Genomic DNA, 25,043 nt, shown 5'->3' with positions numbered 1-25,043 from the left:
GATTAACCCGTCACTCGCATCGACATCCCGCCGTCGATAGTAAGGACCTCACCGGTTATGAACGGGTTACACAGCAGCTCCAATGACGCAGTTGCGACATCCTCAACAGTACCCTCACGGCGCAGCGGAATGCGGTTTTGGATGTTATGTGCTTTGGCCGTATCCGTCATCGCGTCATGGAAACGGGTGCGAATAATGCCTGGCGCGATTACATTCACACGGATATTCTCTGACCCATGGTCGAATGCCAAGGCGCGAGCAAGAGGAATGAGGGCGCCTTTCACTGTCTGGTAAGCGACTGTTCCTGGGCATCCCCTGAGGCCCGCAACAGATGATACCAAAAGGACGGAACCACCATTCTTCGCCAGGAGAGCATGAGCGGCTTTGAATAGGTGGAAAACGGGATGAACATGGATGTCGAAGGCTTGCATCCAGCTCTCGGTTGCCAAGTCTGTGATCTTTCCGGGAGCTGGACCCCCAGCAGCGTGGATGAGCATATCCAGTCTTCCGAATGCCAAACCAGCGCGTGCTATAAGGTCCTGCGCTTGCTCCGGCACCGATACGTCGGCTTCTAGGAAGACCACCCGATCATCGCCGAACTCAGCTCGCAAGGCACCGGCTTCAGGCGTTTCTTCGCGGCCATTGATCAGCGCCTTTCCGCCGTTCTGAAGGATCAACCGGGCGATCGCCAGTCCGATGCCGCGGGTACCGCCAGTGACAACGGCGACGTGATCTTTGATATCGTACATCATCAGGTCCTACTCTTTCGTGATATTTTTAGTTCAGTGCCCAGTGCGGAATCGCACTGGCGATGGCTGGGATCATCATGACAAGCACGAGAACGAAGACTTCAGCGCCGATAAATGGCCAGACGTATCGGATTGTCTCGTGATATCTGCACTTCGCGATAGAAGTGGCCACGAACAGAAGCACAGCAACGGGTGGCGTCGTCGATCCAATCTGCGTTGCCATGGTGAGCGCGATCCCTAGCTGGAATTGGTCGATCCCAAAGCGTTGACCAATGAAGACGGCGATGGGAACTGCGATGATCAGGACTGCCATGGAGTCGATGAACATCGTCAGGATCAGCATGACAACGACCAGGAGAGCGAACACCAAAAGCGGCTCGGTCGTGACCGACATGATGCTCGAAAGGATCATCTGGTTGAAGTTGAGGTATGCAAGCAGCCAGCCAAAGCCGCCGGCAATACCGATTATTCCTGCCACCATCGCTGTGGTCAGACCTGCTGATAGCAAGATTGCGGGAAGTTCGTTCAGCTTGATCGTCCTGTAGAAGACGACCGACACGACGAAGGAGTATACGCATGCAACCACGCCCGCTTCCGTCGCTGTGAAGATCCCGCCTAAGATTCCCCCAACGATGATAAGCGGAGCCAGAAGGGCGGACCAGACAGTGGTTAAGGAGCGCAATGCGCGTTTAGAATCGAAACGCCCCCTGCCCTGCATTTCGGGGTACTTTTTGACGTTCAGCGACTGGAAGTAGACCACACTCATCATCGAGAGTGTCACGAGGAGGCCGGGAATAATGCCGCCGAGGAAGAGGCCTCCGATGGAAACATTGGCAAGAGCTCCATAGACGATCATCGTCATCGAGGGCGGGATAATTGCTCCGATGGTCGAGGAGGTCGCAGTGACCGCGGCCGCGTAACCTGCTTTGTACCCTTGCTCTTTCATGGCGGGGATGAGGACGCCACCAATGGCAGACGTGTCTGCCGTAGACGAACCCGAAATCCCGGCAAAAGCCATAGAGGAAACAATGTTGGCATGCGCCAAACTGCCACGAAGATGCCCCACCACCGCGGTTGCAAATTCAACCAGTCTACGGCTGATCCCTCCTTTCGCCATCAACTCACCTGCCAGGATGAAATAGGGCAAGGCGAGCAAGCTGAAGGAGTCGAGCGTCGTAAACATCTTCTGTGAAAACAGTGGCAGGACCAACTGCGGCACAGAAAGAAACCCTGCCAGTCCAACCAGCCCCATAGCGAGAATTATGGGAAGTCCGCTGAAAATCAACACGAGCATGACAATGAACACGAGAGCGAGCATCATGACTACGGCTCTCCCAGTGTGTCGATCACCTGATGGCCAGCAAAAGATGCAGTGATCCGCCGGATCCCGATGAGCACCATGTAGGCGGCGCCCATCAGGATGCCCATATAGACCCAGTTCATCGGCAGACCGAGACCTGCACTGCGCTGCGTGCGGAGCAGGCCCATGAATTGATAAGTCCCCAGCGCGATCGCTATGCCTAGGCCGATCCAGCAGAGATCAATGAAGCGAACAAACCAACGTCTGCCACTCTCGCTGAGGACGTTCCGGAGACCTGCAATCCCCATGTGCATTCCGCGCCGATAGGCGACAGGAATAGCCAGGAAGACCAACCATATCTGCCCGTATCTCTGAAACTCCTCGCTCCAGCTCAGCGAAACATTCAAGAAGTAGCGGTTGAAGACTTGTGCCGTTCCCACAGCGATCATCGCCGCGAACGTGACAATGACGATCGTCTCGACGAGACGATCAACGATAGACATCAAGCGTATCATTTGCTGCCCCGTGAGGCGCGATGGGCCGCAAAGGCCCATCGTCACCAACTTATTTCTCTGAGCGGATTTGGGTTAGCAGATCGGTTGCACCGATGTCGGAAGCCAGTTGCTCCTGCAAGGGCTGAGCGGCTTCTACAAACTTCGTGGTGTCCACATCGGTGATGGTCATGCCTTCAGCGGCCAGCTTCTGAAGTGCCTCTTGTTCTTTGCCGGCGGCCATGGCTCTTGCCACCGTCAAGGAGAAGTCTGCAGCCTCCTGCACTAGCGCCTGCTGCTCCGGGCTCAACTGGTTCCAGAGGTTAAGTGAGTAAGTCATGACCGTCGGTCCGAAGAGATGTCTGGTCAGAGCAAGGTGATCAGACACCTCATAGAGCTTGGCAGAATAGGCCATGGATGCCGCATGCTCAAAGCCATCCAGGACTCCCGTCTGCAGGGCCGTGTACACCTCATTGAACGACATCGGTGTGGCATTGGCGCCCATAGCGTTAAGGGCCGCGACATATATGGGCGATTGGATCGTTCTGATTTTCAGACCAGTCACGTGGTCAGGTTCATTGATCGCCTTTCCGCGGGTGATCACATTTCTGTAGCCCCAGCTAAAACCGTAGCCGAGGACTTTGAAGCCGCTGCCTTCAAAATCAGCTTGCAGCGCATTGCCGACATCTCCGTCCAAGACACTTGCCACGTGGGCGTAGTCTTTCCAAAGGAAGGGAAGGTCGAGCACGCCCACCTTGGGGATGAAGGTGTTGTACGTGGCGGTGCCGCCGATGTGCATGGTGGCTCCCGAACCAAGCTGGAGCGCTTGAATGACGTCAGCATCACTTCCGAGTGCGCTTGAGCCGTGCACTTCCACGCTGATGTCGTCAGTGTGGCTCTCAACGTAGTTCTTGAAAAGCAGGGCTGCTGCGCCGTTGTCGTTTTCCAGGTCAGCGGTCGACGAAAACCCGAACTTGATAGAAACTTCCTGGGCTGAGGCGACTGTCGTGAGGGCGAGCGCCGCCACACTTGCGATCATCAACGTCCTTAGCATCTTTTCCTCCCTTAGCTGCTAAAGTAGATAATATCTCATACAATAAGACAAGATTTGTCAAGCTGACTTGGAAATGGCAGAGGGTTATGTCAAACAGCATGCTCATCGAGGTTGCCGTCCAAGGCCGGTTCCAATGCCAGCAGTTACGAAAGAAAAGACATCAACCGGCGATCCCGGTGCCTGGAAAGCCTTGATTGCCAATCTTGACCCGCGCATGCGCGTGCATGATCAGCTCGGGCTGGCCATTGTTCGCGGTGATATAGAGCCGGGCAGCCTTCTCCCGGCGGAGCATAATCTCTGCGAGATCTTGGGCGTCAGTCGCACGGCGATGCGTGAAGCGGTCCGAGGGCTGGCAGCGAAAGGACTTGTGGACTCCAGACCAAAACGGGGAACGATTGTTCGTGACCCCTCGGAGTGGAACCATCTAGATCCTGATGTTCTTCAATGGCGAATAGAGGTATCGGATGTTGATACCTACCTGAGCAAAATGTTTCAGCTGCGACGCGCCACGGAGCCGGAAGCCTCGGCTATCGCTGCACAAGCGGCGACAGCCGACGATCATACGCGCATTCGTGCAGCTTTTCAGGCGATGGTCGAGGCCGGCAACGACAATGTACGATGGGTCGAGGCCGATCTGAGGTTCCATAGGGCCATTTATCTCGCCACTCATAACGAGTTCTTCTGGCCCATCGGCCAGCTGTTCAGTATTGGTCTTCGTCAAATGTTTTCCATTGCGGCGCAAGGATCGCATCGGGCCCGCGCGATCCAGGAGCATGGTGAACTGTGTGAAGCTATCATAGCCCGTGACCCGTCATTGGCCCGTCAGTTGGCGCTGAACCTGCTCGGCAATGCAAGCAGTGATATTGAAAGGATATTGGTCGCAAAAGCCTAGGTCCTGTTCACAGAGTTCTACCGTCTAAAGCAGTCTCGGCGGATCGTGAACCGACATGACGAGACCGGAGATTCTCCCTTGCTCTGGCCGCCGCCAAACCAGCTGTCATACTGCCCGATGACAAGTTTCTGTCCTTGCAGGTTCGGAAGTCGCAGGCGGTTACCAAGCCCCGGCCGAGGCTCCCTCCGCTTTCAGCAGACAACACCGCCGCACTTGCTAGCTGAGCAGCACCCCGACTTAAGCTAGGTGAGAATGGCGAGAGTCGCGGCCGTTCTTCAACAGTCGCGGGCCGATGGCTGCTACAATTTTTGCTACAAGGGACGCTTCCTAGACACCCCTAACTGATTGAATTTGCTAACTACCGTCTGCAAGAGCAATCCCTCTCTGTCCGCCATTTCCCACCTGTCCGACCCGGAGACATAGGTAACGGTTTGTCCCTAAGACATGGGTGACAACCTCGTGCCGAACGGGTTGTCGATGGTTTGCAATGTTCTCTGCTCCAGGTCGATATATCCGAGATCATAGTGCATGAAGCTGACGAGCCAAATGCCGTCGTCGACTTCCTTGAGCCCGAGCCTCTGTCCGGCCAGCACCGTCGAGATATTGATCTTCTTGCGATGGATGCAAAGCCGCCCGCAGTTGGTGACGATGGCGTCGCGATCGTGGAAGGGATAGTCGATGTCCGGCAGGCCCTGATAGAGTCTGGGCGATGTGGTGTAGAGCTCTGCCGGTACCTTCATAGACAGCGCCTCATGCGGCCGTTCTTCATTGAATTCGCTGACGAAACCGTCGAAACGCATCTGCTGCTGCAGGATATTGCGGCCCGGCGGCCTCGTCGCTTCCTTCTTGAGCGTCAGGTGCATGCGCTCGTGGCGGCCGTTCTCCTGCGGGTGGCCGGGACGGATGCGCTCGAGGGCGATGCCGAGCCTGAGCCACCAGACCGAGAGCTTTGACAGATTGTAGAGCCCGTTGGGACTGGCGAAGGGCAGGCCGTTGTCGGAGCGGATCGCGGCCGGTAGGCCCCGCTCGGCAAAAACCCGCCGAAAGGCCTCGAAGACACCCTGTTCGCGCGTCGATTCGAAGGCCTCGCAACACAGAAGATAGCGCGAGAGCTGGTCGGTGATCGTCAAGGGGTAACAGTATTGGCCGTTGCCCAGCTTGAACTCGCCCTTGAAGTCGGCGCACCAGAGATCGTTGGGACCAGGTGCTGCCGATAGCTGCGTGCCGACGGCCTTGTTCGCCCGGTTCCTCTTGCGGGCCTGGCTCACAAGGCCATGACGATCGAGTACGGCGTGTACGGTGCTCTTTGCCGGAATGCGCACATCGCCGGCCAGCCGTTTGACGAGCAGTTCCCTGATCTTCCTGGCACCCCAGTAAGGCTTCTCCTTCTTGAGGCGAACAATCATCGCCTCAACCGTATCCGGCAACTGGTTGGCATAGCGCACCGGCCGTCGGGATCGATCGGTCAGCGCTTCTAGGCCATCATCCTTGTAGCGGTTGAAGATCTTGTAGCCGGTCTTGCGCGAGATGCCGAACGCTCGGCACACCTCGCTCATGCCTTCGCCCTCAAGCAGCCGGGCGACAAATCGTAGACGTTCCTCCATGACCGAAGTCTCTCTCCACGGCATCGACACCTCCCGACAAAGTCGAAAAGTGTTACCCATGTCTCCGGTACGAAATGTCACCTATCTCCCAGGTCGGACAACCGAGATCATTTGCTCTAGTTCAGGCATCAGGCCCATTTTTCGTGGCTCCTGGGTCAAGGCTGGCTTTGTCGTGTCAGGAATGGCGCGGCGCGACTAGGTCCGCGCAAGGAAGGACGGGCATAGCTTTGGTGGCCCGATGAACGGGTTCCACAAAGGGCAATGTAAATGTCTCATGATCTCGACCTTCCGGGCGCCATTTCCGAGCAAATGCTCACCCTCTTCCTCGAAGACAACGACCTTGACACGTTGACGGATGTTCTCGTCGAGGCGCTGGAGGAGGCGCTTGCGATATTGCAGGATGAAATTATCGGCGAGACTTTGCACTGACGGCCGAGCCAAGGCCTCGCGAAAAATGACGTCAGTTTAAGAACGGTTATAAGAAAAACCGGAACAAGCTTCCTCCCTGGGGGTTCTTCTGCGCGGAAGGGCAACGAAAGGAGAAAGACATGAAAAAGATCCTCATTGCTTCTAGCGCTATTCTCGCAGCCATGTTCGCAACCGGCGCCTCCGCCCAGGAAGGAACCGCCAGCGGTGCAGCCGGTGGGGCCGTAACCGGCGCCATCATCGGCGGGCCTGTCGGTGCTGCCGTCGGCGGGATTGCCGGTGCAGCCCTGGGTACGGCCATCGACCCGCCGCCGCAGGAAGTCATCCGCTACGTCGAGACGCAGCCTGCTCCTTCGGCACGTGTCGCCGTTGAAGAGGAAATCGTCGTCGGCAAGCCCCTGCCCGAGACTGTCGTCCTGACGCCGGTGCCCGAGCATGAGACCTATGCTTATGCAGTCGTCAACGAGCAGCGCGTGATCGTCGATCCGCAGACCCGCACGGTGGTGCAGGTCATTCAGTAAGTTCTGGCGTCAGAATGTTGATCTAGAGCCCCGCTCACCGGCGGGGCTCTTTATTGTCTTGTCAGACGAGCACCGCCTGATCGACGCGGTCCTCGGCACCAAAGAAGCGAAGGTAACGCTCCACCTCCGCCGGATCGCCGGTCGCCTTGCGCGGATTGTCGGACAGCTTGACGGCGGGGCGGCCGTTCGCCTCGCTCACCTTGCAGACAAGCGAGATCGGCTTCAGGCTCTCCACATATTGAGGGGCGCAGCCGGCGAAGTCATTGGTGAGGTTGGTACCCCAGCCGAAGCTCATCCGAACCCGACCCTCGAAATGGCGGTAGGTGTCGATGATCGCATCGACATCCAGTCCATCCGAAAAGATCAGAAGCTTGCTTCTCGGATCTCGTCCCATGCGCTGCCACCAGTCGATGATCTTCTCTCCGCCCTCGATGGGCGGTGCGCTGTCGGGTCGAAACCCCGTCCAGTCCGCAACCCATTCCGGCGCATCGCGCAGGAAGGCCGTCGTACCGAAGGCGTCTGGCAGGACGATGAGCAGGTTGCCACCATAGAGCCGGTTCCAGTCCTTCAGGACCTTGTAGGGGGCAGCCCGCAGTTCCTCGTCCGAATCCGCCAAGGCTGCCATTACCATCGGGAGTTCGTGCGCATTGGTTCCCACCGCTTCCAGGTCAGAATCCATCGCGAGAAGCACGTTGCTGGTGCCGGTGAAGCCGGCACCGATCCCTTCCTTCAGGGCTTCCACGCACCAGCGCTGCCACAGGAAACTGTGACGCCGGCGCGTCCCGAAATCGGATATCCGAAGCCCCGGAAGCGCCCGCAGACGCTCGACCTTCTCCCACATCTTGGCCTTGGCCCGCGCATAGAGCACATCGAGAGCAAAGGGGCCCATGTGCCGCATGGCTGCACGAGAACGCAACTCGTTGATGATGGCGAGCGCCGGGATTTCCCACATCGTGGTTTCCATCCAGCGGCCGTGGAAGTTCAGCTCATACTGGCCGTCGCGCTTGGAGAGTTCGTATTCCGCCAGCTGGAAGGTTGCGAGCCAGTTCAGGAACTCAGGCTCGAAGATCTGCTTGCGTCCATAGAAGGTGTTACCGGCAAGCCAGATCATCTCCTTCTTAGACAGGTGGAGGCTGCGCGCGTGGTCCAGCTGCTCACGTAGTTCCCGCTCGTCGATCTCCTCCGCCAGGCGTACCGTCTTCGTCCGGTTGATAAGGGAGAATGTCGCATCGACGTCCGGATAGAGCTTCCATATCATCTGCAGCATCAGGAGCTTATAGAAATCGGTATCGATCAGGCTGCGAATGATCGGGTCGAGCTTCCAGGTGTGGTTGTAAACCCGGGTAGCGATATCGGTCTTCGTCATGCCTGTCCTGCCTTGGCCCAGGGGGGCCGGCTCGACTCATCGGAACGAAGGCCAGTCCGCGAACCGCCTCCGGGTCGCAAGACTTAGGGAAAAATCACCGGCAAGTCCACACGCCAATTCGGCCGCGGCAGGTCGCGGCCGAAGGTACCAGAATGGAATTCGTGTCAGTTGGCTGGTGCGTTGGCGGCCGGCGGAGCAGCCGCCGGATCCGCAGACGGCTGCGCCTCTTGCGTGACGGGCGCCGTGTCTCCGGCAGGCGGCGTCGCCGTCTGTTCTGCAGGCGGCTCAGTCGACTGGCCCCAGATCTCGGCAACGCCCCAGGCGATCATGACGAGGACGATGCCGGCAATCAGTACCTTCAGAACCGGAAAGCCCGCGCGACCCTGTCTCGCCTCCGTGCCGCTCAAAGGCTTTTCGGTGGTACCAGGATGTCGGCTGCCGGTACTGGGATCATTGGGATCAAAACGGGTGTTCATCTGATGTCGCTCCTCTGCGCGGCCGGGCTCGGCCGATCTCTTGGCAGGGGAACGATCTGCGCCCAGCGAAGTTCCGTCGGGTCAATAACCGACGGTGCGGTCGACGACATGCTGCATCGGCTGGTTCGCCTCATGTCGGTCGATCTGTTGCTCGACGTGACGCAGGAGTGCCCGCACATCGGTCGCAGAGGCAGCGTGCGGCGTGATGATGATGTTCTCCAGGCTCCAGAACGGGCTGTCTGCCCGTAGCGGCTCGACCTCGAAGACGTCCAGCGAGGCGCCGCGTAGTGTCCCGTTGCCGAGGGCTTCCAGCAGGTCTCGCTCCACCTGGCTTCCGCCCCGCCCGGCGTTGATGAACGCCGGACCGCCAAGGGCGCCACCCCGCCGAAGCTTGCGAAACAGGCTTGCGTCGAAGAGTGCTTGGGTATCCGGTGTCAGGGGAAGAAGCCCGACCAGAATATCCGTTCTCGACAGGAAATCGTCGAGCCCGGAGATGTCGAAGGTGTCGATGCCTTCGATGTCCTTCGCACTTCTCGACCAGCCGATCACATTGAAGCCCATCATCTTCAGCTTTGCTGCCGAATCCCGCCCGAGCACGCCGAGGCCCATGATGCCGACCGTGACGTCCTTCGCCTCCGGCTGCGGCAGTTCGCGCCACAGATGATCGCGTTGCTGCCTCAGATAGGCCGGAGCCTGGCGCAGATGGCTGAGGCATTGCAGCACCACCCACTCGCTCATGCGGGTGGTGAGGCTTTCGTCGACGAAGCGGACAATGGGGAGCGGAGGCAGATCGGGTATGGTGAGGATGTGATCGACGCCGGCGCCGCCGGAGAACAGCACCTGGAGATTGGGCGCCCGGAGAAACAGGTCGCGATCGGGCTTCCACACGACTGCATATCGCGCCGACGACAGATCCTGATCCTTGTCGGCCGCCAGCATTACCTTGCGCCCCGGCAAGGCGTGGCTGAGGGCGGCGTCGATTTCACGACGCTCGAACTTCAGATCGATGACGACGGCCGGTTTGGAAGATGACATGGAATCCTCGTCGCACTACTGGCTGATGGCAGCCGTGTCGACCGCCCTGAGATCAAAGGCCGCGGCCATCAGTGCCTTGGTATAGTCCTGCTGAGGCGCCTGGAAAATTTGCTCCGACGGCCCTTCCTCGACGACCTTGCCACCGCGCATGACGATGACATGGTTGGCGAGCGCCTTCACGACCTTCAGGTCGTGGCTGATGAAGAGGTAGGCGAGTTCGTGCTTCTTCTGCAGGTCGCGCAGAAGGTCGACCACCTGCGCCTGCACCGTCATGTCGAGCGCTGAAGTCGGCTCGTCCAGCATCACGAAACGTGGCTTCAGCACCATGGCTCGAGCAATGGCGATGCGCTGCCGCTGCCCGCCGGAGAACTCGTGGGGGTAGCGCCAGCGGGTGTCGGGATCAAGCCCGACCTCGGTCAGGGCCCAGCGCACCCGTTCGTCGCGCTCGTCCGGGGAGAGCGACGGCTCATGGACCTTCAGCCCCTCCGCGATGATTTCACCCACGGACATGCGCGGGCTGAGCGATCCGTAGGGATCCTGGAAGACGACCTGGAGGCGATCACGCAGCGGCCGCATCTGCTTGAACGAGTAGTTGCCGATGTCATTGCCTATGAAGGCGATCCTGCCCTCCGACGAGATCAGGCGCGCCAGCGCGAGACCGAGCGTTGTCTTGCCCGATCCAGATTCCCCCACCACGCCCAGCGTTTCGCCGGCCCGCAGCGACAGGCTGACGCCATCGACGGCCTTGACGTGATCCACGACCCGCCGCATCAGGCCTGCCTTGATCGGGAACCAGACACGAACATCCTGCCCTTCCATTACGATCGGCTTGGTGGGATCCGCCACCGGCGGTTCGCCCCGGGGTTCGGACGCCAAGAGGTGGCGCGTGTACTCGTGCTGCGGGTGTGTGAACACGTCCTCGACATTGCCGGTTTCGACAATCTTCCCCCGGGTCATGACACAGACGCGGTCTGCAAACTTGCGGACGATGCCGAGATCGTGGGTGATGAAGAGCATGGACATGCCATGCTCGCCCTTCAGCCGGCTCAGGAGTTCGAGGATCTGTGCCTGAACGGTGACGTCGAGCGCCGTCGTCGGTTCATCCGCGACCAGGAGCTTCGGTCGGTTGGCGAGTGCCATGGCGATCATCACACGCTGCCGCTGGCCGCCGGATAGCTGGTGCGGATAAGCCTGCAGCCGCTTCTCAGGCTCACGGATGCCGACCTGGTTCAACAGTTCCAGGATGCGCGCCCGCGCCGCCTGGCCGGTCATGCCCTGGTGGAGATCGAGGATCTCGCCGATCTGCTTCTCGATCGTGTGAAGCGGATTGAGCGACGTCATCGGCTCCTGGAAGATCATCGTGATGTCGTTGCCGCGCACCTGCCTCAACATCTGATCGGAGGCCTTCAACAGGTCATGCCCGCCAAAGATAATTTCTCCGGAGGGATGGCTGGCGGCCGGATAGGGCAAGAGGCGCAGGATCGAATTGGCCGTGACCGACTTGCCGGAGCCCGATTCACCGACCAGAGCGACAACCTCGCCCGGCATGATGTCGAAAGAGACACCATCCATGGCGCGCGACGTCTCTTTCCCCTGGTGAAAGGCAACCGACAGATCGCGAACGGAGAGAAGAGGCTCGGTCATCGGTTCACCGGAAGGTCTTGCGCGGATCGAAGGCGTCGCGGATCGCCTCGCCGATGAAGATCAGCAGGGACAGCATGATCGACATGGTGAAGAAGGCGGTCAGCCCCAGCCACGGTGCCTGCAGGTTGTTCTTGCCCTGGGCGATCATCTCCCCCAGCGAAGGCGAGCCGGGCGGCATGCCGAAGCCGAGGAAGTCCAGCGATGTCAGGGTAGCGATCGAACCCGAGAGAATGAAGGGCAGGAAGGTCAGCGTCGCGACCATGGCGTTGGGAAGCAGGTGGCGGAACATGATGGTCCAGTTGCCGACACCGAGCGCGCGGGCAGCATTCACATATTCGAAGTTTCGCGCCCTCAGGAATTCGGCGCGGACAATGCCGACAAAGCCGACCCAAGAGAAGAGCAACATGATCCCGAGCAGGACGAAGAAGCCGGGTGGCAGGATCGCGGCAATGATCAACAGTATGTAAAGGACCGGCATCGACGACCAGATCTCGATGAAGCGCTGGAACAGGAGGTCCGTCCAGCCCCCGAAATAGCCCTGTATGGCCCCGGCCGTCACACCGATCACGGCGGAGGCTATGGTCAGCGCCAGGCCGAAGAGAACCGAGACGCGGAAGCCGTAGATGATGCGGGCGGTGACGTCCCGCGCCTGATCGTCCGTCCCGAGCCAGTTGAGATTGCCGAGGATGCAGGCCGGGTCCTCCGGTCCGAGCGGATAGCCCGCACAACGCTGCTCCTCTTCCATCAACCAGAAGGGTGCCGTGGGAGCAGAATGCGGGATGTTGGAGTTGACCGTCTGGTAGGAATAGCGGATCGGCGGCCAGATCATCCAGCCATTCGCCTCGATCTCGTCGGCAATGAAGGAGGACCGGTAGTCGGTGGTGGCGAGGAAGCCACCGAACTTCTCTTCCGGATAGTCCACCAGCACCGGAAACAGTATCTCGCCCTTGTAGGACGCTACAATCGGCCGGTCATTCGCGATGAACTCCGCAAACAGGCTGAGAGTGAAGATGACCATGAAGATCCAGAAGGACCAGTAGCCGCGTCCGTTTGCCTTGAAATTCTGCAGACGGCGGCGATTGGTAGGCGACAGCCAATCGCGTCGCGGGCGCGACATTGCGGCCGGCATCGTGGCGGGCGCCTCCATCACACATCCCTCCGCTCGAAGTCGATCCGCGGGTCGATCCAGGTGTAGATCAGGTCAGAGATCAGGCTGACGACGAGACCCATGAGCGAGAAGATGTAAAGCGTGCCGAAGACGATCGGATAGTCACGGTTGACGACGGCGAGGTAGCCGAGGCGCCCCAGGCCATCGAGCGAAAAGATATTCTCGATCAAGAGCGAGCCGGTGAAGAAGGCGGAGATGAAGGCTCCGGGAAAGCCGGCGATGACGATCAGCATGGCGTTGCGAAAGACGTGTCCGTAGAGCACGCGCCGCTCGGGCAATCCTTTCGCACGCGCGGTGACCACATACTGCTTGCGTATCTCGTCCAGGAAGGAGTTCTTGGTCAGCAGCGTCGTCGTCGCGAAGGCCGACAGTGACAGGGCGATCAGCGGCAATGTCAGGTGCCAGAAGTAGTCGATGATCTTTTCCCACCAGGTAAGCTGCGCAAAATTCTCCGACACCAGCCCGCGCAACGGGAACCAGTCGAAGAAGGAGCCTCCGGCAAACAGGACGATCAGCAGGATGCCGAAAAGGAAGCTCGGGACTGCGTAGCCGACGATGATGATCCCTGAGGTCCAGATGTCGAAGGCGGACCCGTCCTTGACCGCCTTTCGGATCCCGAGCGGGATCGAGATCAGATAGGAGATGATGAGGATCCAGAAGCCGAGCGAAATGGAGACCGGCAGCTTGTCGATGATCAGGTCCATCACCGAAGCGTTGCGGAAGAAGCTCTCGCCGAAATCGAAACGGATATAGTCCCACATCATGTCGAGGAAGCGGGTGAGCGGCGGCTTGTCGAAACCGAACTGCTGCTCGAGCTTGGCTATGAATTCCGGATCCAGTCCCTGCGCCCCGCGATACCGGGAGTTGTCCTCAAAGCCGCCGCCCTGGGAGCCGAGAAGATCTCCGCCACCGGAGAGCCTGTCGGAGGCACTGTCCCCCTGACCGGTCAGTTGCGCGATCACCTGCTCGACAGGGCCGCCCGGCGCAAACTGCACCACCAGGAAGGATATGCCCATGATGCCGATCATGGTCGGGATCATCAGCAGCAGGCGTCGGAGAATATAGGCACCCATCAGGAGCTAGCTCCGGAAACGGCGGGAGCACGAGCGCTCGGCATGGTCAGCGTCAACCGATATCGTCCTTCCTTCACGGCCAGGGCCGCATGTTTGGTGATTCGTACGACTAGTGATGCCACAGTGCCCGGCGGGAGGCTAGTTCGCGGCCTTGGTGGACCACCAGATCGCCGGAAAGCCCAGGGAATACTCCGGCAGTTCTTCCGGGTGTGCGATCGTGTCCCAATAGGCGATGCGCGATGTCTTCGAGCTGTAGCTCGGCACAATGATATGATGCGCGAGCAGAACCCGGTCGAGGGCCCGCACGGCGGCAATCTGCTCGTCGCGATCCTTGGCGAAGATCACCTTGCGGATGAGGGCGTCGACCCCCGGATCGCTGATGCCGCTGTAGTTCTGCGACCCTTCGCGCTTCGCGGCGTCGGAACTCCAATACTCGGCCTGTTCGTTGCCCGGGTTCATGCTCTGGCTCCAGGCATTGTACATGACGTCGAAATCGCGCGAACGCCAGCGGTTGGTGAACTGCGACTGCTCGACGCTACGGACCGTGGCTTCGACGCCGATCATCTTCAGGTTTCGCGAGAATGCCAGCGCGACGGGCTCGATAGTCGGCCCGCCGAGCATGATCTCGAAGCTCAGCGGTTCGCCCGTCTTAGCATTGACCATTCGGTTGCCGCGGAGTTCATAGCCTGCTTGGCGCAAGAGGCTCACGGCCTTCCGCAGGTTCTCGCGCAGCTTCTGCGGATCACCATTCACCGGGTTCGCGTAGGGTGTCGTGAAGACTTTGGCGGGCACGAGATCCTTCACCTCGTTCAGGATTTCCAGTTCCCGTCCCTCCGGCAGCCCGGAGGACGCAAGCTCGGTGCGGAAGAAGAAGCTGTCGACGCGGTCGTAGGAGTCGTAGAAGATGGTGCGCCGCAGTTCCTCGAAATCGAAGGCGTAGTTGAGCGCCTCGCGCACCCGCGGGTCCGAGAACTTCTCACGGCGCGTGTTGAAGACGAAGCCGACCATGACACCGACCTTGCGAAGCTCGTTCTCGTGCTCCTCGAGCTTGACGCGGCCATCCTTCACCGCCGGGAAATCATAGGCAGTCGCCCAGCGGCGGGCGGTATTCTCCCACCAGTAGTCCTCGTTGCCCGAGCGGAAGGATTCAAACATCACGTCGCGGTCGGCATAGTAGCGGTAGGTGATGGTGCGGAAGTTGTTCTGGCCGATGTTCACGTTGAGCTTGCTGCCCCAGTAGTCGTCGCGCAATTCGTAGGAAACGACGGAGCCCGGTGTCACGGAGCCCACCTTGTAAGGACCCGAACCGACCGGCGGCTCAAGCGACGTGCGGGTAATATCGCGCGGCTGGCCGTTCGGGCCGGTGCCCTCCCACCAGTGCTTCGGCACGATCGTCAACTGGCCAACGATCTGGGGCAGTTCCCGGTTGTTCGGCTCGTCAAACGTGAAGGTGATCTCGCGGTCGCCGGTCTTTTCGGCGTTGACGACATGGCGATAATAGAACTCCATCTGCGGGACGTTCTTCTTCGCGTTTTCGAAGCTGAAGATCACGTCTTCCGGTGTGACCGGGTTTCCGTCGGCCCACTTCGCCTCCGCCCGCAACCGGAAGGTGACCGAGGAATAGTCCGCGGGATAGCTGAGGGTCTCGGCCAGCAGCCCGTACATCGAATTGAGTTCGTCATCTGCCGTGACAAGCAGAGGCTCGTAGACATGTCCAAGGCCGCTCGCAGGCTCGCCGCGTGCAAGGAGCGGGTTGAGCGTGTCATAGCTTCCCTCCACAGCCAGGCGCAACGCTCCCCCCTTTGGCGCCTCCGCATTGACGTAGTCGAAATGCGGGAAGCCCTCCGGGTACTTCAGTTCGCCGACCGTGGCGATGCCATGCTGCCAACGACGATCCGGCTCCTGCGCGAGCGCTCCTGCGGGCAGGGTTGATGACGCGAATGCCAACGAGAAAATCAGGGTAGCGAACCGGCGAGCCAACATGCGGGATCCCTTTTGTGTTCTTGTTGACCGGGAGCATAGGGCAAAGCGCGGCAAAATACAGGCGTAGAGCGCTCACATCCGCATTATCGGCTCGATTCGATCCTGCATCTCCGTTTCAACAAAATCGTCTTTCACGCTAGATTCGGCTGAAGTGATTTGCGGGGACGACGGCAGGCATGCACGGCACAACACGATTCATGACCCGGCTCCTGGCCGCAGGAGCGGGACTTCTCCTGATCGCCGGCCAGGCGGTGGCCGAGACGCCGGCAAAGGAACTGTTCGGAGGAGCAAAGCTGCCAAGCCGTACCGAGCCCGCTCCCCATGGCTCCTATGCCAAGGGATGTATAGCAGGCGCGGTCGCCATCCCGACCGACGGGCCCACCTGGCAGGCGATGCGCCTTTCCCGCAACCGCCGCTGGGGGCATCCTCAGATGATCGCCCTCCTCGAACGCTTCTCCCGCGACGCGGCGAGCCTCGGCTGGGGAACGGGCATCCTAGTGGGCGACATCTCGCAGCCACGCGGAGGCCCCATGCTCTTCGGGCATGCCTCGCACCAGATCGGCCTCGATGCGGACATCTGGTTCACGCCGAAGCCCTCGCAGCCGCTTTCACGGCAGCAGCGCGAGGATCTTCCGTTCACCTCCATGCTCGACAAGAGCAAGTTCCTCACCGTCGATTCCAGGCGCTGGACCGACACCCACGCACGGGTGGTCATGCAGGCTGCCAGTTACCCGCAGGTGGAGCGCGTCTTCGTCAACCCCGCCATCAAGAGGAAGCTCTGTGACACCTGGCGCGGCGATCGGTCCCTGCTCGGCAAGGTGCGGCCTGTCTACGGCCATGACGAGCATTTTCACATCCGCATCCATTGCCCGACGGGCGCAGCCGGCTGCAAGCCGCAGGCCCGGGTTCCGAGCGGCGACGGCTGCGACAAGTCGCTTGCCTGGTGGTTCACCGACGAGCCCTGGGCGAAACCGAAGAAGGATCCAAACGAGAAGCCGGTCAAGCCAAGGCCGGTGATCCTTTCAGACCTTCCGAAGGCATGCGCCGCAGTCCTCGCCGCACCGGCCAGGCCCGCGGAAGAGGCCGTCCTCGGATCGGGCATGGCCGCCTATTCCGCGCCCATGGCGGTGGCGGCGCCGGTTCAGGACATCGAGGCTATCATCACCGGCACCATGCTTCCGGACCATGGGCCGATACCGCAGCCGCGACCCTTCCCGTAGGCGGGCTTTTCAACAGGCGACAGTCGCTGTAGAAGCCACGTAAATCGATTTAAGCCCTGCAGGGGGAGTAGGCTGTGTCCGGTTGCATCGCGCTGATCGCACATGACGAGAAGAAGGACGACATGGCGGAGTTCGCGCGGCAGCACCAGGACGCGTTGTCCCGCTTCCGGATCATTGCGACAGGAACAACGGGCGGTAGGGTCCAGGATGCCTGCCCCGGCCTTGACGTCACCCGGCTGAAGAGCGGTCCGCTGGGCGGCGACCAGCAGATCGGGGCGATGATCGCCACTGGCGAGGTCGACATGCTGCTCTTCTTCATCGATCCGCTTACCGCCCTGCCGCACGACGTCGATGTCAAGGCCCTGACGCGGCTGGCGACGGTCTACGATATTCCCATGGCGCTCAATCGCGCGACCGCGGAAAAACTGATCGACTTCCAATAGATGGACGGAACGATGCACCATGCCACCGAGAACGAGCGCCTGCCTTTCCCGATCCTGCTCGGCGACATCGGCGGCACCAATGCCCGCTTTTCCATTCTGGTCGATGAGGACGCCGAGCCGATCCGCTTTCCGAATGTGCAGACAGCCGACTACGGAACGATCGATGACGCAATCCGCCAGGATGTGCTGGAGAAGACTGCCGTGCGACCCCGCTCTGCCATTCTGGCCGTTGCGGGCCCGATAGAGGGTGACGAGATCGACCTGACCAACTGCGACTGGGTCGTCAGGCCGATGTCCCTGATCGCCGAACTCGGCTTCGACGATATCCTGGTGCTCAACGATTTCGAGGCGCAGGCGCTGGCGGTGGCATGCCTGACTGAAGACTACCGCGATGTCATCGGCCCTTCGTCCACGGCCCTGACGGCGTCGCGGGTGGTGCTCGGGCCCGGGACGGGGCTTGGCGTCGCCGGCCTGGTTCACGCCCGCGACACCTGGTTTCCCGTGCCGGGCGAAGGCGGCCATGTCGATATCGGCCCCCGATCGCCGCGTGACTTCGACATCTTTCCGCATCTGGAACCCATTGAGGGACGGATTTCGGCGGAGCAACTGCTCTGTGGTCGCGGCCTGGTCAACATCTACCGTGCTGTCTGCGCGGCCGACGGGGTCTCGCCGACACTCGCTCTTCCCTCGGACGTCACCGCAGGCTGGCAGTCCGGCAGCAACCACCAGGCGATGGAGACGGTTTCGCTGTTTTCGACCTACCTCGGAAGGCTGGCAGGCGACCTTGCATTGGTTTTCATGGCCAAGGGCGGCGTCTATCTGGCCGGTGGAATTTCCCAGAAGATCATTCCGGCGCTCAAGCAACCGGAATTCCGTGCGGCCTTCGAAGACAAGGCTCCGCATTCAGAGCTGATGCGCTACATCCCGACCTTCGTCGTCACCCATCCGCTTGCGGCACTCGCCGGTCTTGGGAGCTATGCGCGAACACCCGCGGCCTACGGGATTTCGACGCAAGGCCGGCGCTGGCAGCGTTGACCGTTCCTTCCTTGCCCGCTGCCCGCCCGCACTAGCCAAGCCGCCCCCCGCTCGCTATAGAGCCGCCAAGGGCGACTGGCCCTTGGCCGTTCACACACGGGAAAGCGCCTGTTGGGCTTAGCGAAAGACAAGAAGCCGCATCTCGATTCCGGCACCGTGACAAGCGTGCTCAAGCGCGTGATCGCGGAGAACGGCCGTGACCACGTGAAGGGCTACGCCTTCGCGATCTTCTGCCTGGTCGTCGTGGCAGCGACGACGGCGTTCACTGCCTGGATCATGGAGGCGGTGGTCAACGAGGCGTTCGCCAATCAGCGCGCCGACATTGTCTGGCTCATCTGCGGTGCGATCTTCGTGGCATTCGTCCTGCGGGGACTTGCCACCTATGGCCAGTCGGTGACCCTTTCGAAGATCGGCAACAATATCGTGGCGCGCTACCAGCGCCGGCTCTACAGCCATCTGATGGGGTTGTCGGTCGGCTTCTTCAGCGAGGCCCGGTCAGCGCATCTTGCCGCGCAGATCAGCCAGAATGTCAATGGCGTCCGCGACGTCCTCAATCTCACCGTGACCTCAACGGCGCGCGATCTCCTGACGCTGATCGCGCTGATCGGCGTGATGATCAGCAAGGATCCCATCCTGTCGCTGATCGTTTTCATCGTCGCGCCACCGCTCATCCTCGCCCTCCGCTACGTATCGCGCCGATTGCGGAGCGCGACGCGCGAATCCGTGGAGCTGAACAGCCACGTGCTCGGCGCCATGCAGGAGACGATCCAGGGCATTGCCATCGTCAAGGCCTTCACGATGGAAAAGGAGCTTGGAAACAAGGTCGAGAAACTGATCAGCCAGGCGGAAAACCGCGCCAACCGGATTGCCCGGCTGACGGAGCGGACGGCACCGTTGACCGAGACCTTTGCCGGCTTCGCCATCTCCAGCGTGCTCGCCTATGCCGCCTTCCGGTCGATCTATGATGGCGTGCCGCCAGGCGCGTTCTTCGCTTTCGTCACGGCGCTGCTGATGGCCTATGATCCTGCCCGCCGGCTGGCGAAGCTGCAGGTGCACCTGGAGCGGGCGGTGGTCAATGCGCGGATGATCTATGCCCTCCTCGATCTGCAGCCGCAGCAAAGGGAGAAGCCTGGCGCCCGGGATCTGGTCGTCACAGAGGCGAGGATCGAGTTCCGCGGCGTCTCGTTCGCCTATGCGAGCGGCGACCTCGTCCTCCGCGGCGTCGACCTTGTGGCCGACGGGGGCAGGACGACTGCCCTGGTCGGGCCGTCCGGCGCCGGCAAGTCGACGATCATCAATCTCATTCCGCGCTTCTACGATCCCTCGGAAGGATGCATCCTGATCGACGGGCAGGACATTACCGACGTCACCAAGATGTCGCTGCGCCAGCACATCGCATACGTGTCGCAGCAACCCTACCTGTTCGAGGGAACGATCCGCGACAACATCCGGTACGGCCGCCCGGAGGCCACGGATGCTGAGGTCGAGGAGGCAGCCAGGCTCGCCTTCGCGCACGACTTCATCCTCGCCCAGCCCTTCGGTTACGAGACGCCTGTCGGGGAAAACGGGGTGACCCTCTCCGGAGGCCAGCGCCAGCGCCTGTCGATTGCTCGCGCGCTGGTTCGCAATGCACCGATCCTGCTGCTCGACGAGGCGACGTCCGCCCTCGACAACGAGTCCGAAGCAGCGGTGCAGAAGGCGCTCGAGACGGCGATGAGTGGCCGCACGGTAATCGTTATTGCGCACCGGCTGTCGACGGTGGTCAATGCCGACAAGATCATCGTCATGCACGAGGGACGGGCTGTCGAGGAGGGGACCCACGAGACCCTTGCACAGCGAGAGGACGGTCTCTACGCTCGCCTCAACAATCTGCAATCCCCGGATACAAGCCCATAAAGATGAAAGCATTGCCGGCATGAGCGACAATCCGATGAAACTCGTGGTGGTGGGCGCGGCCGGACGCATGGGCCAGACGCTTATCAGGGTCATTCATGAAACCGGCGGCGCCGTGCTGCATGCTGCGATCGAGCGAGAGGGCTCACCCTTCGTCGGGAAGGATGCCGGTGAAATCGCCGGCGTTGGCAATCTGGGCGTTCCCATGACCGTCGATCCGCTACAGGCTTTCGTCGATGCCGACGGCGTCCTCGATTTCACCAGCCCTGCCGCATCAGTAGCGTTCGCTGGGCTCGCGGCACAGGCGCGGATCGTCCACGTCATTGGTACAACCGGATGTTCTTCGGGCGACGATGAGAAGATCAGGGCCGCAGGCCGCCATGCGCGCATCATCAAGTCCGGCAATATGAGCCTTGGCGTGAACCTGCTCGGTGTACTCGTGGAGCAGGCTGCGCGCGCGCTCGATCCCGCCCAGTGGGACATCGAAGTTCTCGAGATGCATCACAAGCACAAGGTCGATGCCCCCTCGGGAACCGCATTGCTGCTGGGTCAGGCGGCTGCGCTGGGGCGCGGGATCGAGATGTTGCCCAATGCAGTCAAGGTCCGCGACGGGCATACGGGCGCGCGGGAGGCCGGCACGATCGGCTTCGCCACGCTGCGCGGTGGCTCCGTCGTCGGGGACCATTCGGTTCTGTTTGCCGGCGAAGGCGAACTGGTCACGCTCTCGCACAAAGCCCTCGACCGCTCCATCTTCGCGCGCGGCGCAGTGACGGCGGCGCTTTGGGGCCGTGACCGCAAGCCCGGCCTTTACGACATGCTCGACGTGCTCGGGCTCAACAACTGACGATCCGGAGGAATTGACTTCATGAGCGGTACCCTAGTCCTTGTTCGCCACGGCCAGAGCGAATGGAACCTGAAGAACCTCTTCACCGGCTGGCGTGATCCGGACCTGACGGAGCTCGGCATCCAGGAGGCGGAGATCGGCGGTCAGGCGCTGGCGGATGCGGGGCTGAAGTTCGATATTGCCTTCACCTCGGTACTCAAGCGCGCCCAGGACACGCTCAGGATCGTCCTCGACAAGGTCGGCCAGCCGGACCTCGAGACGATCCGCGACGAGGCGCTCAATGAGCGTGACTATGGCGATCTCTCCGGCCTGAACAAGGATGATGCCCGCAAGAAGTGGGGTGAGGAGCAGGTGCATATCTGGCGCCGCTCGTATGATATTCCGCCGCCAGGCGGCGAAAGCCTGCGCGATACCGGCGCGCGTGTCTGGCCCTATTACATGACTGAGATCCTGCCCCGCGTCCTGCGCGGCGAAACGGTCCTCGTCGCGGCCCATGGAAACTCGCTGAGAGCGCTGGTCATGGTCCTCGACCGGCTGAGCAAGGAAGAGATCCTGAAGCTGAACCTCGCGACGGGGGTGCCGATGGTCTACAGGCTCAATGCGGATTCGACCGTGGCGTCCAAGCAAATCCTCGGGGACATGTCCGGCGCGCACTGAGCCGGTACGGGTCCGGCGAATGTTCAGTTCTCGATCGTGAACTGAACCCGGTCGGCGGGGAAGCGGCTGACTGAATACTGGATCGGGGTCCCGCTCGGATCCGCATTCAGGGACCTCGTCACCAGCAGGACTGCCCCTGCCGACAGACCGAGTTCTTCCATGTCGGAACGATCCGCATGGCTGGCGGTGATCTCCGTCGTGACGCGCAGGTAGTCGGGTAGTCCCAGGGCGTCCAGCGCTGCCGTGATGGACCCACTGTTGCGATAGGCTTCGTCGATTCCGGCGAAGCGTGACGCTGGAAACCAGGCCGTCGCCCGGGAAACCGGCCGGCCATCCGCCTTGCGCAAGATCTCAAGCCGGATGAGGGGCGCACCTTCTGCAAGCCGGAGCCTTTGCGCAAGATCTTCCGACGCGGGCTCCTCCCCGCTTTCCAGCAGCAATCCTTCCGTCTCCCTCGCCTGTGTACCAAGACCTTCTATGAACCGCGTCCGGCGCGAGATCGGAAAACTCAACCGTTCCTTTCGCTCAATGATCGTACCCAATCCCTGAATAGCTCGGACGATGCCTTCCTGGGCGAGTGCCGCCAGTGCACTGCGCACCGTGTGGCGGTTGACGCCGAATTGCGTCGCCAGGACGATTTCCGGCGGCACCCTCCCCGTCTCGTCATATTCGCCGTTTGCAATGGACGCACGGATGCGATCGGCGATCTGCCGCCACAGGGCCACGCCACTCTGCCGTTGAACCTGAGATCCCGCCGCCATCGTCATACTCTTGTTACATCCTGCCGTTAGCTGTAGAGTAATTTGTATGATTGTCTATAACAATAGACATTTGATGGGAAGATGATGACAAACCCCTCGACCGACATTTCAGATGGGCCGCGCCAGGGCCGCCAGCGAACCGCTGCACTGCTTGCTCGCGCAACCTTCGATGAACTGAACGCCGCCTGGGAGAAAATCTCCGACAAGCCAGAGGTCAACCCGGTCCGCGGGCCGGAAACGGGACTGGTGATGGTCCGGGGCCGGATCGGAGGCGGCGGCGCCCCATTCAACCTCGGCGAGGCGACTGTCACGCGAGCCACCGTCTTGCTCGCCTCCGGCACTGCCGGCCATGCCCATGCCCTTGGTACGGACAAGGCGAGGGTCCGCATGGCAGCGATCTTCGATGCCCTTTGGCAGGAAGATCAGACACATGCCTTTGTCGAGGCGGAAATCCTTGGCCCGATCGAGGCACGGATCGCGCAGCAAGATCGGCAGAAGGCGGAAGAGACGGCGGCGACGCGCGTCGACTTCTTCACCATGGTACGCGGAGACGATTGATGAGCATGAACGTCCAGGCGCTGTCCGGCGGCTTCTCCGCCCCGGTGTTCGATTCACAAGCCGTGTTCCGCTCGCTGATGGACGGGATGGCCCGTCCGGGGACGGTTCAATCGATCCCAACCGAGATCGGACAACCGTCGCCCCTTGGGAAGGCTGCGGGGGCGGTGGCACTCGCGTTATGCGACGCGGATACTCCCGTCTGGCTCCAGCCCTGCTTTGCTAAAACAAGCGTTGCCGACTGGATCGGCTTCCACACCGGTGCTCTTCTCGCGCAGGAGAAAAGCGAGGCAAGGTTCGTTTTCCTGCAGGCAGCCTCCGGGCTCTATTCCTTCGACCTATTTGCATCCGGGACCCAGGAATATCCCGATCGCTCGGCAACAATCGTGATCGAAGTCTCATCGATCGGCAAAGGCAGCGAGTTCGTTCTCAGCGGGCCCGGCATCGAGGAGCGGCGGACCGTGAGCGTTGAGGGCCTTCCGGATGTTTTCGGCGAGATCTGGAAGGGGAACCGCTCGATCTTCCCTCGCGGAGTCGATGTCATCCTGACAGCCGGCGACCGCCTGCTCTGCCTTCCCCGCACAACCAGGATCGGCTGAGGAGAACGCCATGTATGTTGCCGTCAAGGGTGGCGAGGTTGCCATCAACGCCGCCCACAGCCTCCTCGCAGACCGCCGCCGAGGCGACCGGTCGCTGCCTTCCGTGACGATCGACCAGATCGTCGAGCAGCTGGCGCTCGCCGTCGACCGCGTCCTGGCGGAAGCCTCCCTCTACGACCGAGCATTGGCGGCTCTTGCCGTACGGCAGTCTCGTGGAGATATGATCGAGGCCATCTTCCTGCTTCGCGCCTACCGGACCACGCTGCCCCGCTTCGGGACCTCCGTTCCCATAGACACCGCGCGGATGGCGATCGAACGGCGTATCTCCGCCACCTACAAGGACCTGCCGGGCGGGCAGGTACTCGGGCCGACTTTTGACTACACCCACCGCCTGCTCGATCCCTCCCTTCTGTCGGATGAACCGGTTCCGACACCATCACGGAAGGAGCCGCTTCCCGACACGACGACGCGCGTCTCCGATATTCTCGCCACCGAGGGGCTGATCGAGGAGGACGGCGCCTTGCCGGACGACGAGCCGCCCGGGGACCTCACGCGCGAACCGATGGAATTCCCGATGGGGCGCGACCTGCGACTGCAGGCCCTTGCCCGCGGCGACGAGGGCTTCCTGCTGGCACTCGGCTATTCGACGCAGCGCGGCTATGGCCGCAACCACCCGTTCGTCGGCGAGATTCGTATCGGCGAAGTTGAAGTCGAGATGGAGGTGCCGGAACTAGGGTTTACAGTCTCCCTCGGCTCCATCCAGGTGACGGAATGCCAGATGGTCAACCAGTTCAAGGGCTCTTCCAAGGCGCCGCCACAGTTTACCCGCGGCTATGGCTTGGTCTTTGGCCAGAGCGAGCGGAAGGCGATGAGCATGTCGCTGGTCGACCGGGCGCTGAGGGCGGAGGAACTGGGTGAGGATGTCACGGCGCCGGCCCAGGACGAGGAGTTCGTGATCTCGCACGCGGACAACGTGCAGGCGACGGGCTTCGTCGAGCATCTCAAGCTACCGCACTACGTGGATTTTCAGGCGGAACTTGCGCTGGTGCGGAAGATGCGCGCCGACATCGAGGCGGCGGGAGAGAACGTCAACAGCGCCATTCGAGACGCTGCGGAATAGACGATCAGTCGCGGCCGGTTTCGCTGTACCAGTACGCACAGCATAGGCCGCTCGCTGCGAAGACCGAGAAGAACATCGTGATCAGAAGGCCAGTATCCATGACTATCGTCTCCTTTTGCATTGGAGAAACTCAT

Annotated in this window: 25 protein-coding genes; 12 read left to right on the top strand and 13 right to left on the bottom strand. The window is 61.1% G+C overall.

The genetic code is table 11. The annotated features are described in order from the left end of the window. Positions 1 to 2: 2 nt before the first annotated feature. The 4 genes from NT26_RS19520 to NT26_RS19505 form a co-directional block, all read right to left on the bottom strand. Positions 3 to 752, bottom strand: a complete 750-nt coding sequence (locus NT26_RS19520) for an SDR family NAD(P)-dependent oxidoreductase (RefSeq protein WP_052641251.1) — start codon at positions 750 to 752, stop codon at positions 3 to 5. A 25-nt stretch (positions 753 to 777) separates the two neighbouring features. Beyond that, positions 778 to 2,070 (bottom strand): TRAP transporter large permease, encoded by a 1,293-nt coding sequence (locus NT26_RS19515; RefSeq protein WP_052641249.1) that lies wholly within the window; start codon positions 2,068 to 2,070, stop codon positions 778 to 780. 2 nt (positions 2,071 to 2,072) lie between these two features. After that, positions 2,073 to 2,552, bottom strand: coding sequence for a TRAP transporter small permease (locus NT26_RS19510; protein WP_052641247.1), 480 nt, complete (start codon positions 2,550 to 2,552; stop codon positions 2,073 to 2,075). A 61-nt stretch (positions 2,553 to 2,613) separates the two neighbouring features. Continuing rightward, positions 2,614 to 3,579, bottom strand: coding sequence for a TRAP transporter substrate-binding protein (locus NT26_RS19505; protein WP_162197799.1), 966 nt, complete (start codon positions 3,577 to 3,579; stop codon positions 2,614 to 2,616). Positions 3,580 to 3,727: 148 nt separating this feature from the next. On the opposite strand from NT26_RS19505, the gene NT26_RS22220 reads away from it, so the two are divergent. After that, on the top strand, positions 3,728 to 4,486 hold the full coding sequence (locus tag NT26_RS22220) for a FadR/GntR family transcriptional regulator (RefSeq protein WP_162197798.1): 759 nt from the start codon (positions 3,728 to 3,730) through the stop codon (positions 4,484 to 4,486). A gap of 437 nt (positions 4,487 to 4,923) precedes the next feature. Here the strand turns inward: NT26_RS22220 and NT26_RS19495 are convergent, their stop codons facing one another. Continuing rightward, a complete protein-coding gene (locus NT26_RS19495; protein WP_052636742.1) occupies positions 4,924 to 6,114 on the bottom strand; it encodes an IS481 family transposase in 1,191 nt (396 codons plus the stop codon). A gap of 243 nt (positions 6,115 to 6,357) precedes the next feature. On the opposite strand from NT26_RS19495, the gene NT26_RS23025 reads away from it, so the two are divergent. Beyond that, positions 6,358 to 6,519, top strand: coding sequence for a hypothetical protein (locus NT26_RS23025; RefSeq protein WP_172974112.1), 162 nt, complete (start codon positions 6,358 to 6,360; stop codon positions 6,517 to 6,519). 119 nt (positions 6,520 to 6,638) lie between these two features. Beyond that, entirely contained in the window at positions 6,639 to 7,037 is a 399-nt protein-coding gene (locus NT26_RS19490; protein ID WP_052641241.1) for a DUF1236 domain-containing protein, read from the top strand. 61 nt (positions 7,038 to 7,098) lie between these two features. On the opposite strand, the gene pncB is transcribed toward NT26_RS19490, so the two are convergent. From pncB to NT26_RS19455, 7 genes are all read right to left on the bottom strand, one after another. Further along, a complete protein-coding gene (gene pncB, locus NT26_RS19485; protein ID WP_052641239.1) occupies positions 7,099 to 8,403 on the bottom strand; it encodes a nicotinate phosphoribosyltransferase in 1,305 nt (434 codons plus the stop codon). A gap of 164 nt (positions 8,404 to 8,567) precedes the next feature. Then, positions 8,568 to 8,879 (bottom strand): hypothetical protein, encoded by a 312-nt coding sequence (locus NT26_RS19480; protein WP_052641237.1) that lies wholly within the window; start codon positions 8,877 to 8,879, stop codon positions 8,568 to 8,570. 81 nt (positions 8,880 to 8,960) lie between these two features. Beyond that, positions 8,961 to 9,914: a 2-hydroxyacid dehydrogenase gene (locus NT26_RS19475; protein ID WP_052641235.1), complete on the bottom strand. Its 954-nt coding sequence runs from the start codon at positions 9,912 to 9,914 to the stop codon at positions 8,961 to 8,963. Positions 9,915 to 9,929: 15 nt separating this feature from the next. After that, the gene (locus NT26_RS19470) at positions 9,930 to 11,558 is read right to left on the bottom strand and encodes an ABC transporter ATP-binding protein (RefSeq protein ID WP_052641233.1); all 1,629 of its coding nucleotides are present in this window, start codon (positions 11,556 to 11,558) and stop codon (positions 9,930 to 9,932) included. A 4-nt stretch (positions 11,559 to 11,562) separates the two neighbouring features. Next, positions 11,563 to 12,705 (bottom strand): ABC transporter permease, encoded by a 1,143-nt coding sequence (locus tag NT26_RS19465; RefSeq protein WP_052641231.1) that lies wholly within the window; start codon positions 12,703 to 12,705, stop codon positions 11,563 to 11,565. Then, positions 12,705 to 13,799, bottom strand: coding sequence for a microcin C ABC transporter permease YejB (locus NT26_RS19460; RefSeq protein ID WP_052641229.1), 1,095 nt, complete (start codon positions 13,797 to 13,799; stop codon positions 12,705 to 12,707). Before NT26_RS19460 ends, NT26_RS19465 begins: the two co-directional genes overlap by 1 nt. Positions 13,800 to 13,937: 138 nt before the next feature. Next, entirely contained in the window at positions 13,938 to 15,782 is a 1,845-nt protein-coding gene (locus NT26_RS19455) for an extracellular solute-binding protein (RefSeq protein WP_152338532.1), read from the bottom strand. Between the two features lie 197 nt (positions 15,783 to 15,979). Here NT26_RS19455 and mepA point away from each other — a divergent pair, with 197 nt between their 5' ends. From mepA to NT26_RS19425, 6 genes are all read left to right on the top strand, one after another. Next, a complete protein-coding gene (gene mepA, locus NT26_RS19450; RefSeq protein ID WP_244467645.1) occupies positions 15,980 to 17,002 on the top strand; it encodes a penicillin-insensitive murein endopeptidase in 1,023 nt (340 codons plus the stop codon). Positions 17,003 to 17,076: 74 nt separating this feature from the next. Then, positions 17,077 to 17,445, top strand: coding sequence for a methylglyoxal synthase (locus NT26_RS19445; protein ID WP_052641225.1), 369 nt, complete (start codon positions 17,077 to 17,079; stop codon positions 17,443 to 17,445). Between the two features lie 12 nt (positions 17,446 to 17,457). Next, positions 17,458 to 18,480 carry a glucokinase gene (locus NT26_RS19440; protein WP_052642408.1) on the top strand — a complete coding sequence of 341 codons (1,023 nt, stop codon included), beginning with the start codon at positions 17,458 to 17,460 and terminating at the stop codon, positions 18,478 to 18,480. A gap of 111 nt (positions 18,481 to 18,591) precedes the next feature. After that, positions 18,592 to 20,376 (top strand): ABC transporter ATP-binding protein, encoded by a 1,785-nt coding sequence (locus NT26_RS19435; RefSeq protein WP_052641223.1) that lies wholly within the window; start codon positions 18,592 to 18,594, stop codon positions 20,374 to 20,376. 19 nt (positions 20,377 to 20,395) lie between these two features. Next, complete coding sequence (gene dapB / locus NT26_RS19430) at positions 20,396 to 21,217, top strand: 4-hydroxy-tetrahydrodipicolinate reductase (RefSeq protein ID WP_052641221.1); 822 nt, start codon at positions 20,396 to 20,398, stop codon at positions 21,215 to 21,217. A gap of 21 nt (positions 21,218 to 21,238) precedes the next feature. Next, positions 21,239 to 21,874, top strand: a complete 636-nt coding sequence (locus NT26_RS19425; RefSeq protein WP_052641219.1) for a 2,3-bisphosphoglycerate-dependent phosphoglycerate mutase — start codon at positions 21,239 to 21,241, stop codon at positions 21,872 to 21,874. Between the two features lie 23 nt (positions 21,875 to 21,897). Here the strand turns inward: NT26_RS19425 and phnF are convergent, their stop codons facing one another. Then, positions 21,898 to 22,635 carry a phosphonate metabolism transcriptional regulator PhnF gene (phnF, locus tag NT26_RS19420; RefSeq protein WP_052642406.1) on the bottom strand — a complete coding sequence of 246 codons (738 nt, stop codon included), beginning with the start codon at positions 22,633 to 22,635 and terminating at the stop codon, positions 21,898 to 21,900. An 81-nt stretch (positions 22,636 to 22,716) separates the two neighbouring features. Between phnF and phnG the strand changes: the two genes are divergently transcribed. From phnG to NT26_RS19405, 3 genes are read left to right on the top strand one after another with little or no spacing between them, the layout of a single operon-like run. Continuing rightward, positions 22,717 to 23,193 carry a phosphonate C-P lyase system protein PhnG gene (gene phnG, locus NT26_RS19415; RefSeq protein WP_052641217.1) on the top strand — a complete coding sequence of 159 codons (477 nt, stop codon included), beginning with the start codon at positions 22,717 to 22,719 and terminating at the stop codon, positions 23,191 to 23,193. Continuing rightward, complete coding sequence (phnH, locus tag NT26_RS19410; RefSeq protein WP_052641215.1) at positions 23,193 to 23,789, top strand: phosphonate C-P lyase system protein PhnH; 597 nt, start codon at positions 23,193 to 23,195, stop codon at positions 23,787 to 23,789. Before phnG ends, phnH begins: the two co-directional genes overlap by 1 nt. 10 nt (positions 23,790 to 23,799) lie before the next feature. Continuing rightward, the gene (locus tag NT26_RS19405) at positions 23,800 to 24,909 is read left to right on the top strand and encodes a carbon-phosphorus lyase complex subunit (RefSeq protein WP_052641213.1); all 1,110 of its coding nucleotides are present in this window, start codon (positions 23,800 to 23,802) and stop codon (positions 24,907 to 24,909) included. Positions 24,910 to 25,043 lie beyond the last annotated feature (134 nt).

Source organism: Pseudorhizobium banfieldiae (assembly GCF_000967425.1).
GTDB lineage: Bacteria > Pseudomonadota > Alphaproteobacteria > Rhizobiales > Rhizobiaceae > Neorhizobium > Neorhizobium banfieldiae.
This window is presented reverse-complemented; position numbering and strand designations above follow the sequence as displayed.

Excerpts from the sequence above, each read along its gene's own strand:
- NT26_RS19510 (WP_052641247.1), bottom strand. The coding sequence starts at position 2,552 with ATGTCTATCGTTGATCGTCTCGTCGAGACGATCGTCATTGTCACGTTC.
- NT26_RS19490 (WP_052641241.1), top strand. The coding sequence starts at position 6,639 with ATGAAAAAGATCCTCATTGCTTCTAGCGCTATTCTCGCAGCCATGTTC.
- NT26_RS19520 (WP_052641251.1), bottom strand. The coding sequence starts at position 752 with ATGATGTACGATATCAAAGATCACGTCGCCGTTGTCACTGGCGGTACC.
- NT26_RS19460 (WP_052641229.1), bottom strand. The coding sequence starts at position 13,799 with ATGGGTGCCTATATTCTCCGACGCCTGCTGCTGATGATCCCGACCATG.
- pncB (WP_052641239.1), bottom strand. The coding sequence starts at position 8,403 with ATGACGAAGACCGATATCGCTACCCGGGTTTACAACCACACCTGGAAG.
- NT26_RS19465 (WP_052641231.1), bottom strand. The coding sequence starts at position 12,705 with ATGGAGGCGCCCGCCACGATGCCGGCCGCAATGTCGCGCCCGCGACGC.
- NT26_RS19405 (WP_052641213.1), top strand. The coding sequence starts at position 23,800 with ATGTATGTTGCCGTCAAGGGTGGCGAGGTTGCCATCAACGCCGCCCAC.
- NT26_RS19440 (WP_052642408.1), top strand. The coding sequence starts at position 17,458 with ATGCACCATGCCACCGAGAACGAGCGCCTGCCTTTCCCGATCCTGCTC.
- NT26_RS22220 (WP_162197798.1), top strand. The coding sequence starts at position 3,728 with ATGCCAGCAGTTACGAAAGAAAAGACATCAACCGGCGATCCCGGTGCC.
- NT26_RS19470 (WP_052641233.1), bottom strand. The coding sequence starts at position 11,558 with ATGACCGAGCCTCTTCTCTCCGTTCGCGATCTGTCGGTTGCCTTTCAC.
- phnH (WP_052641215.1), top strand. The coding sequence starts at position 23,193 with ATGAGCATGAACGTCCAGGCGCTGTCCGGCGGCTTCTCCGCCCCGGTG.
- phnF (WP_052642406.1), bottom strand. The coding sequence starts at position 22,635 with ATGGCGGCGGGATCTCAGGTTCAACGGCAGAGTGGCGTGGCCCTGTGG.
- NT26_RS19515 (WP_052641249.1), bottom strand. The coding sequence starts at position 2,070 with ATGATGCTCGCTCTCGTGTTCATTGTCATGCTCGTGTTGATTTTCAGC.
- phnG (WP_052641217.1), top strand. The coding sequence starts at position 22,717 with ATGATGACAAACCCCTCGACCGACATTTCAGATGGGCCGCGCCAGGGC.
- NT26_RS19425 (WP_052641219.1), top strand. The coding sequence starts at position 21,239 with ATGAGCGGTACCCTAGTCCTTGTTCGCCACGGCCAGAGCGAATGGAAC.
- NT26_RS19495 (WP_052636742.1), bottom strand. The coding sequence starts at position 6,114 with ATGCCGTGGAGAGAGACTTCGGTCATGGAGGAACGTCTACGATTTGTC.
- mepA (WP_244467645.1), top strand. The coding sequence starts at position 15,980 with ATGACCCGGCTCCTGGCCGCAGGAGCGGGACTTCTCCTGATCGCCGGC.
- NT26_RS19455 (WP_152338532.1), bottom strand. The coding sequence starts at position 15,782 with ATGTTGGCTCGCCGGTTCGCTACCCTGATTTTCTCGTTGGCATTCGCG.
- dapB (WP_052641221.1), top strand. The coding sequence starts at position 20,396 with ATGAGCGACAATCCGATGAAACTCGTGGTGGTGGGCGCGGCCGGACGC.
- NT26_RS19480 (WP_052641237.1), bottom strand. The coding sequence starts at position 8,879 with ATGAACACCCGTTTTGATCCCAATGATCCCAGTACCGGCAGCCGACAT.
- NT26_RS19475 (WP_052641235.1), bottom strand. The coding sequence starts at position 9,914 with ATGTCATCTTCCAAACCGGCCGTCGTCATCGATCTGAAGTTCGAGCGT.
- NT26_RS23025 (WP_172974112.1), top strand. The coding sequence starts at position 6,358 with ATGTCTCATGATCTCGACCTTCCGGGCGCCATTTCCGAGCAAATGCTC.
- NT26_RS19505 (WP_162197799.1), bottom strand. The coding sequence starts at position 3,579 with ATGATCGCAAGTGTGGCGGCGCTCGCCCTCACGACAGTCGCCTCAGCC.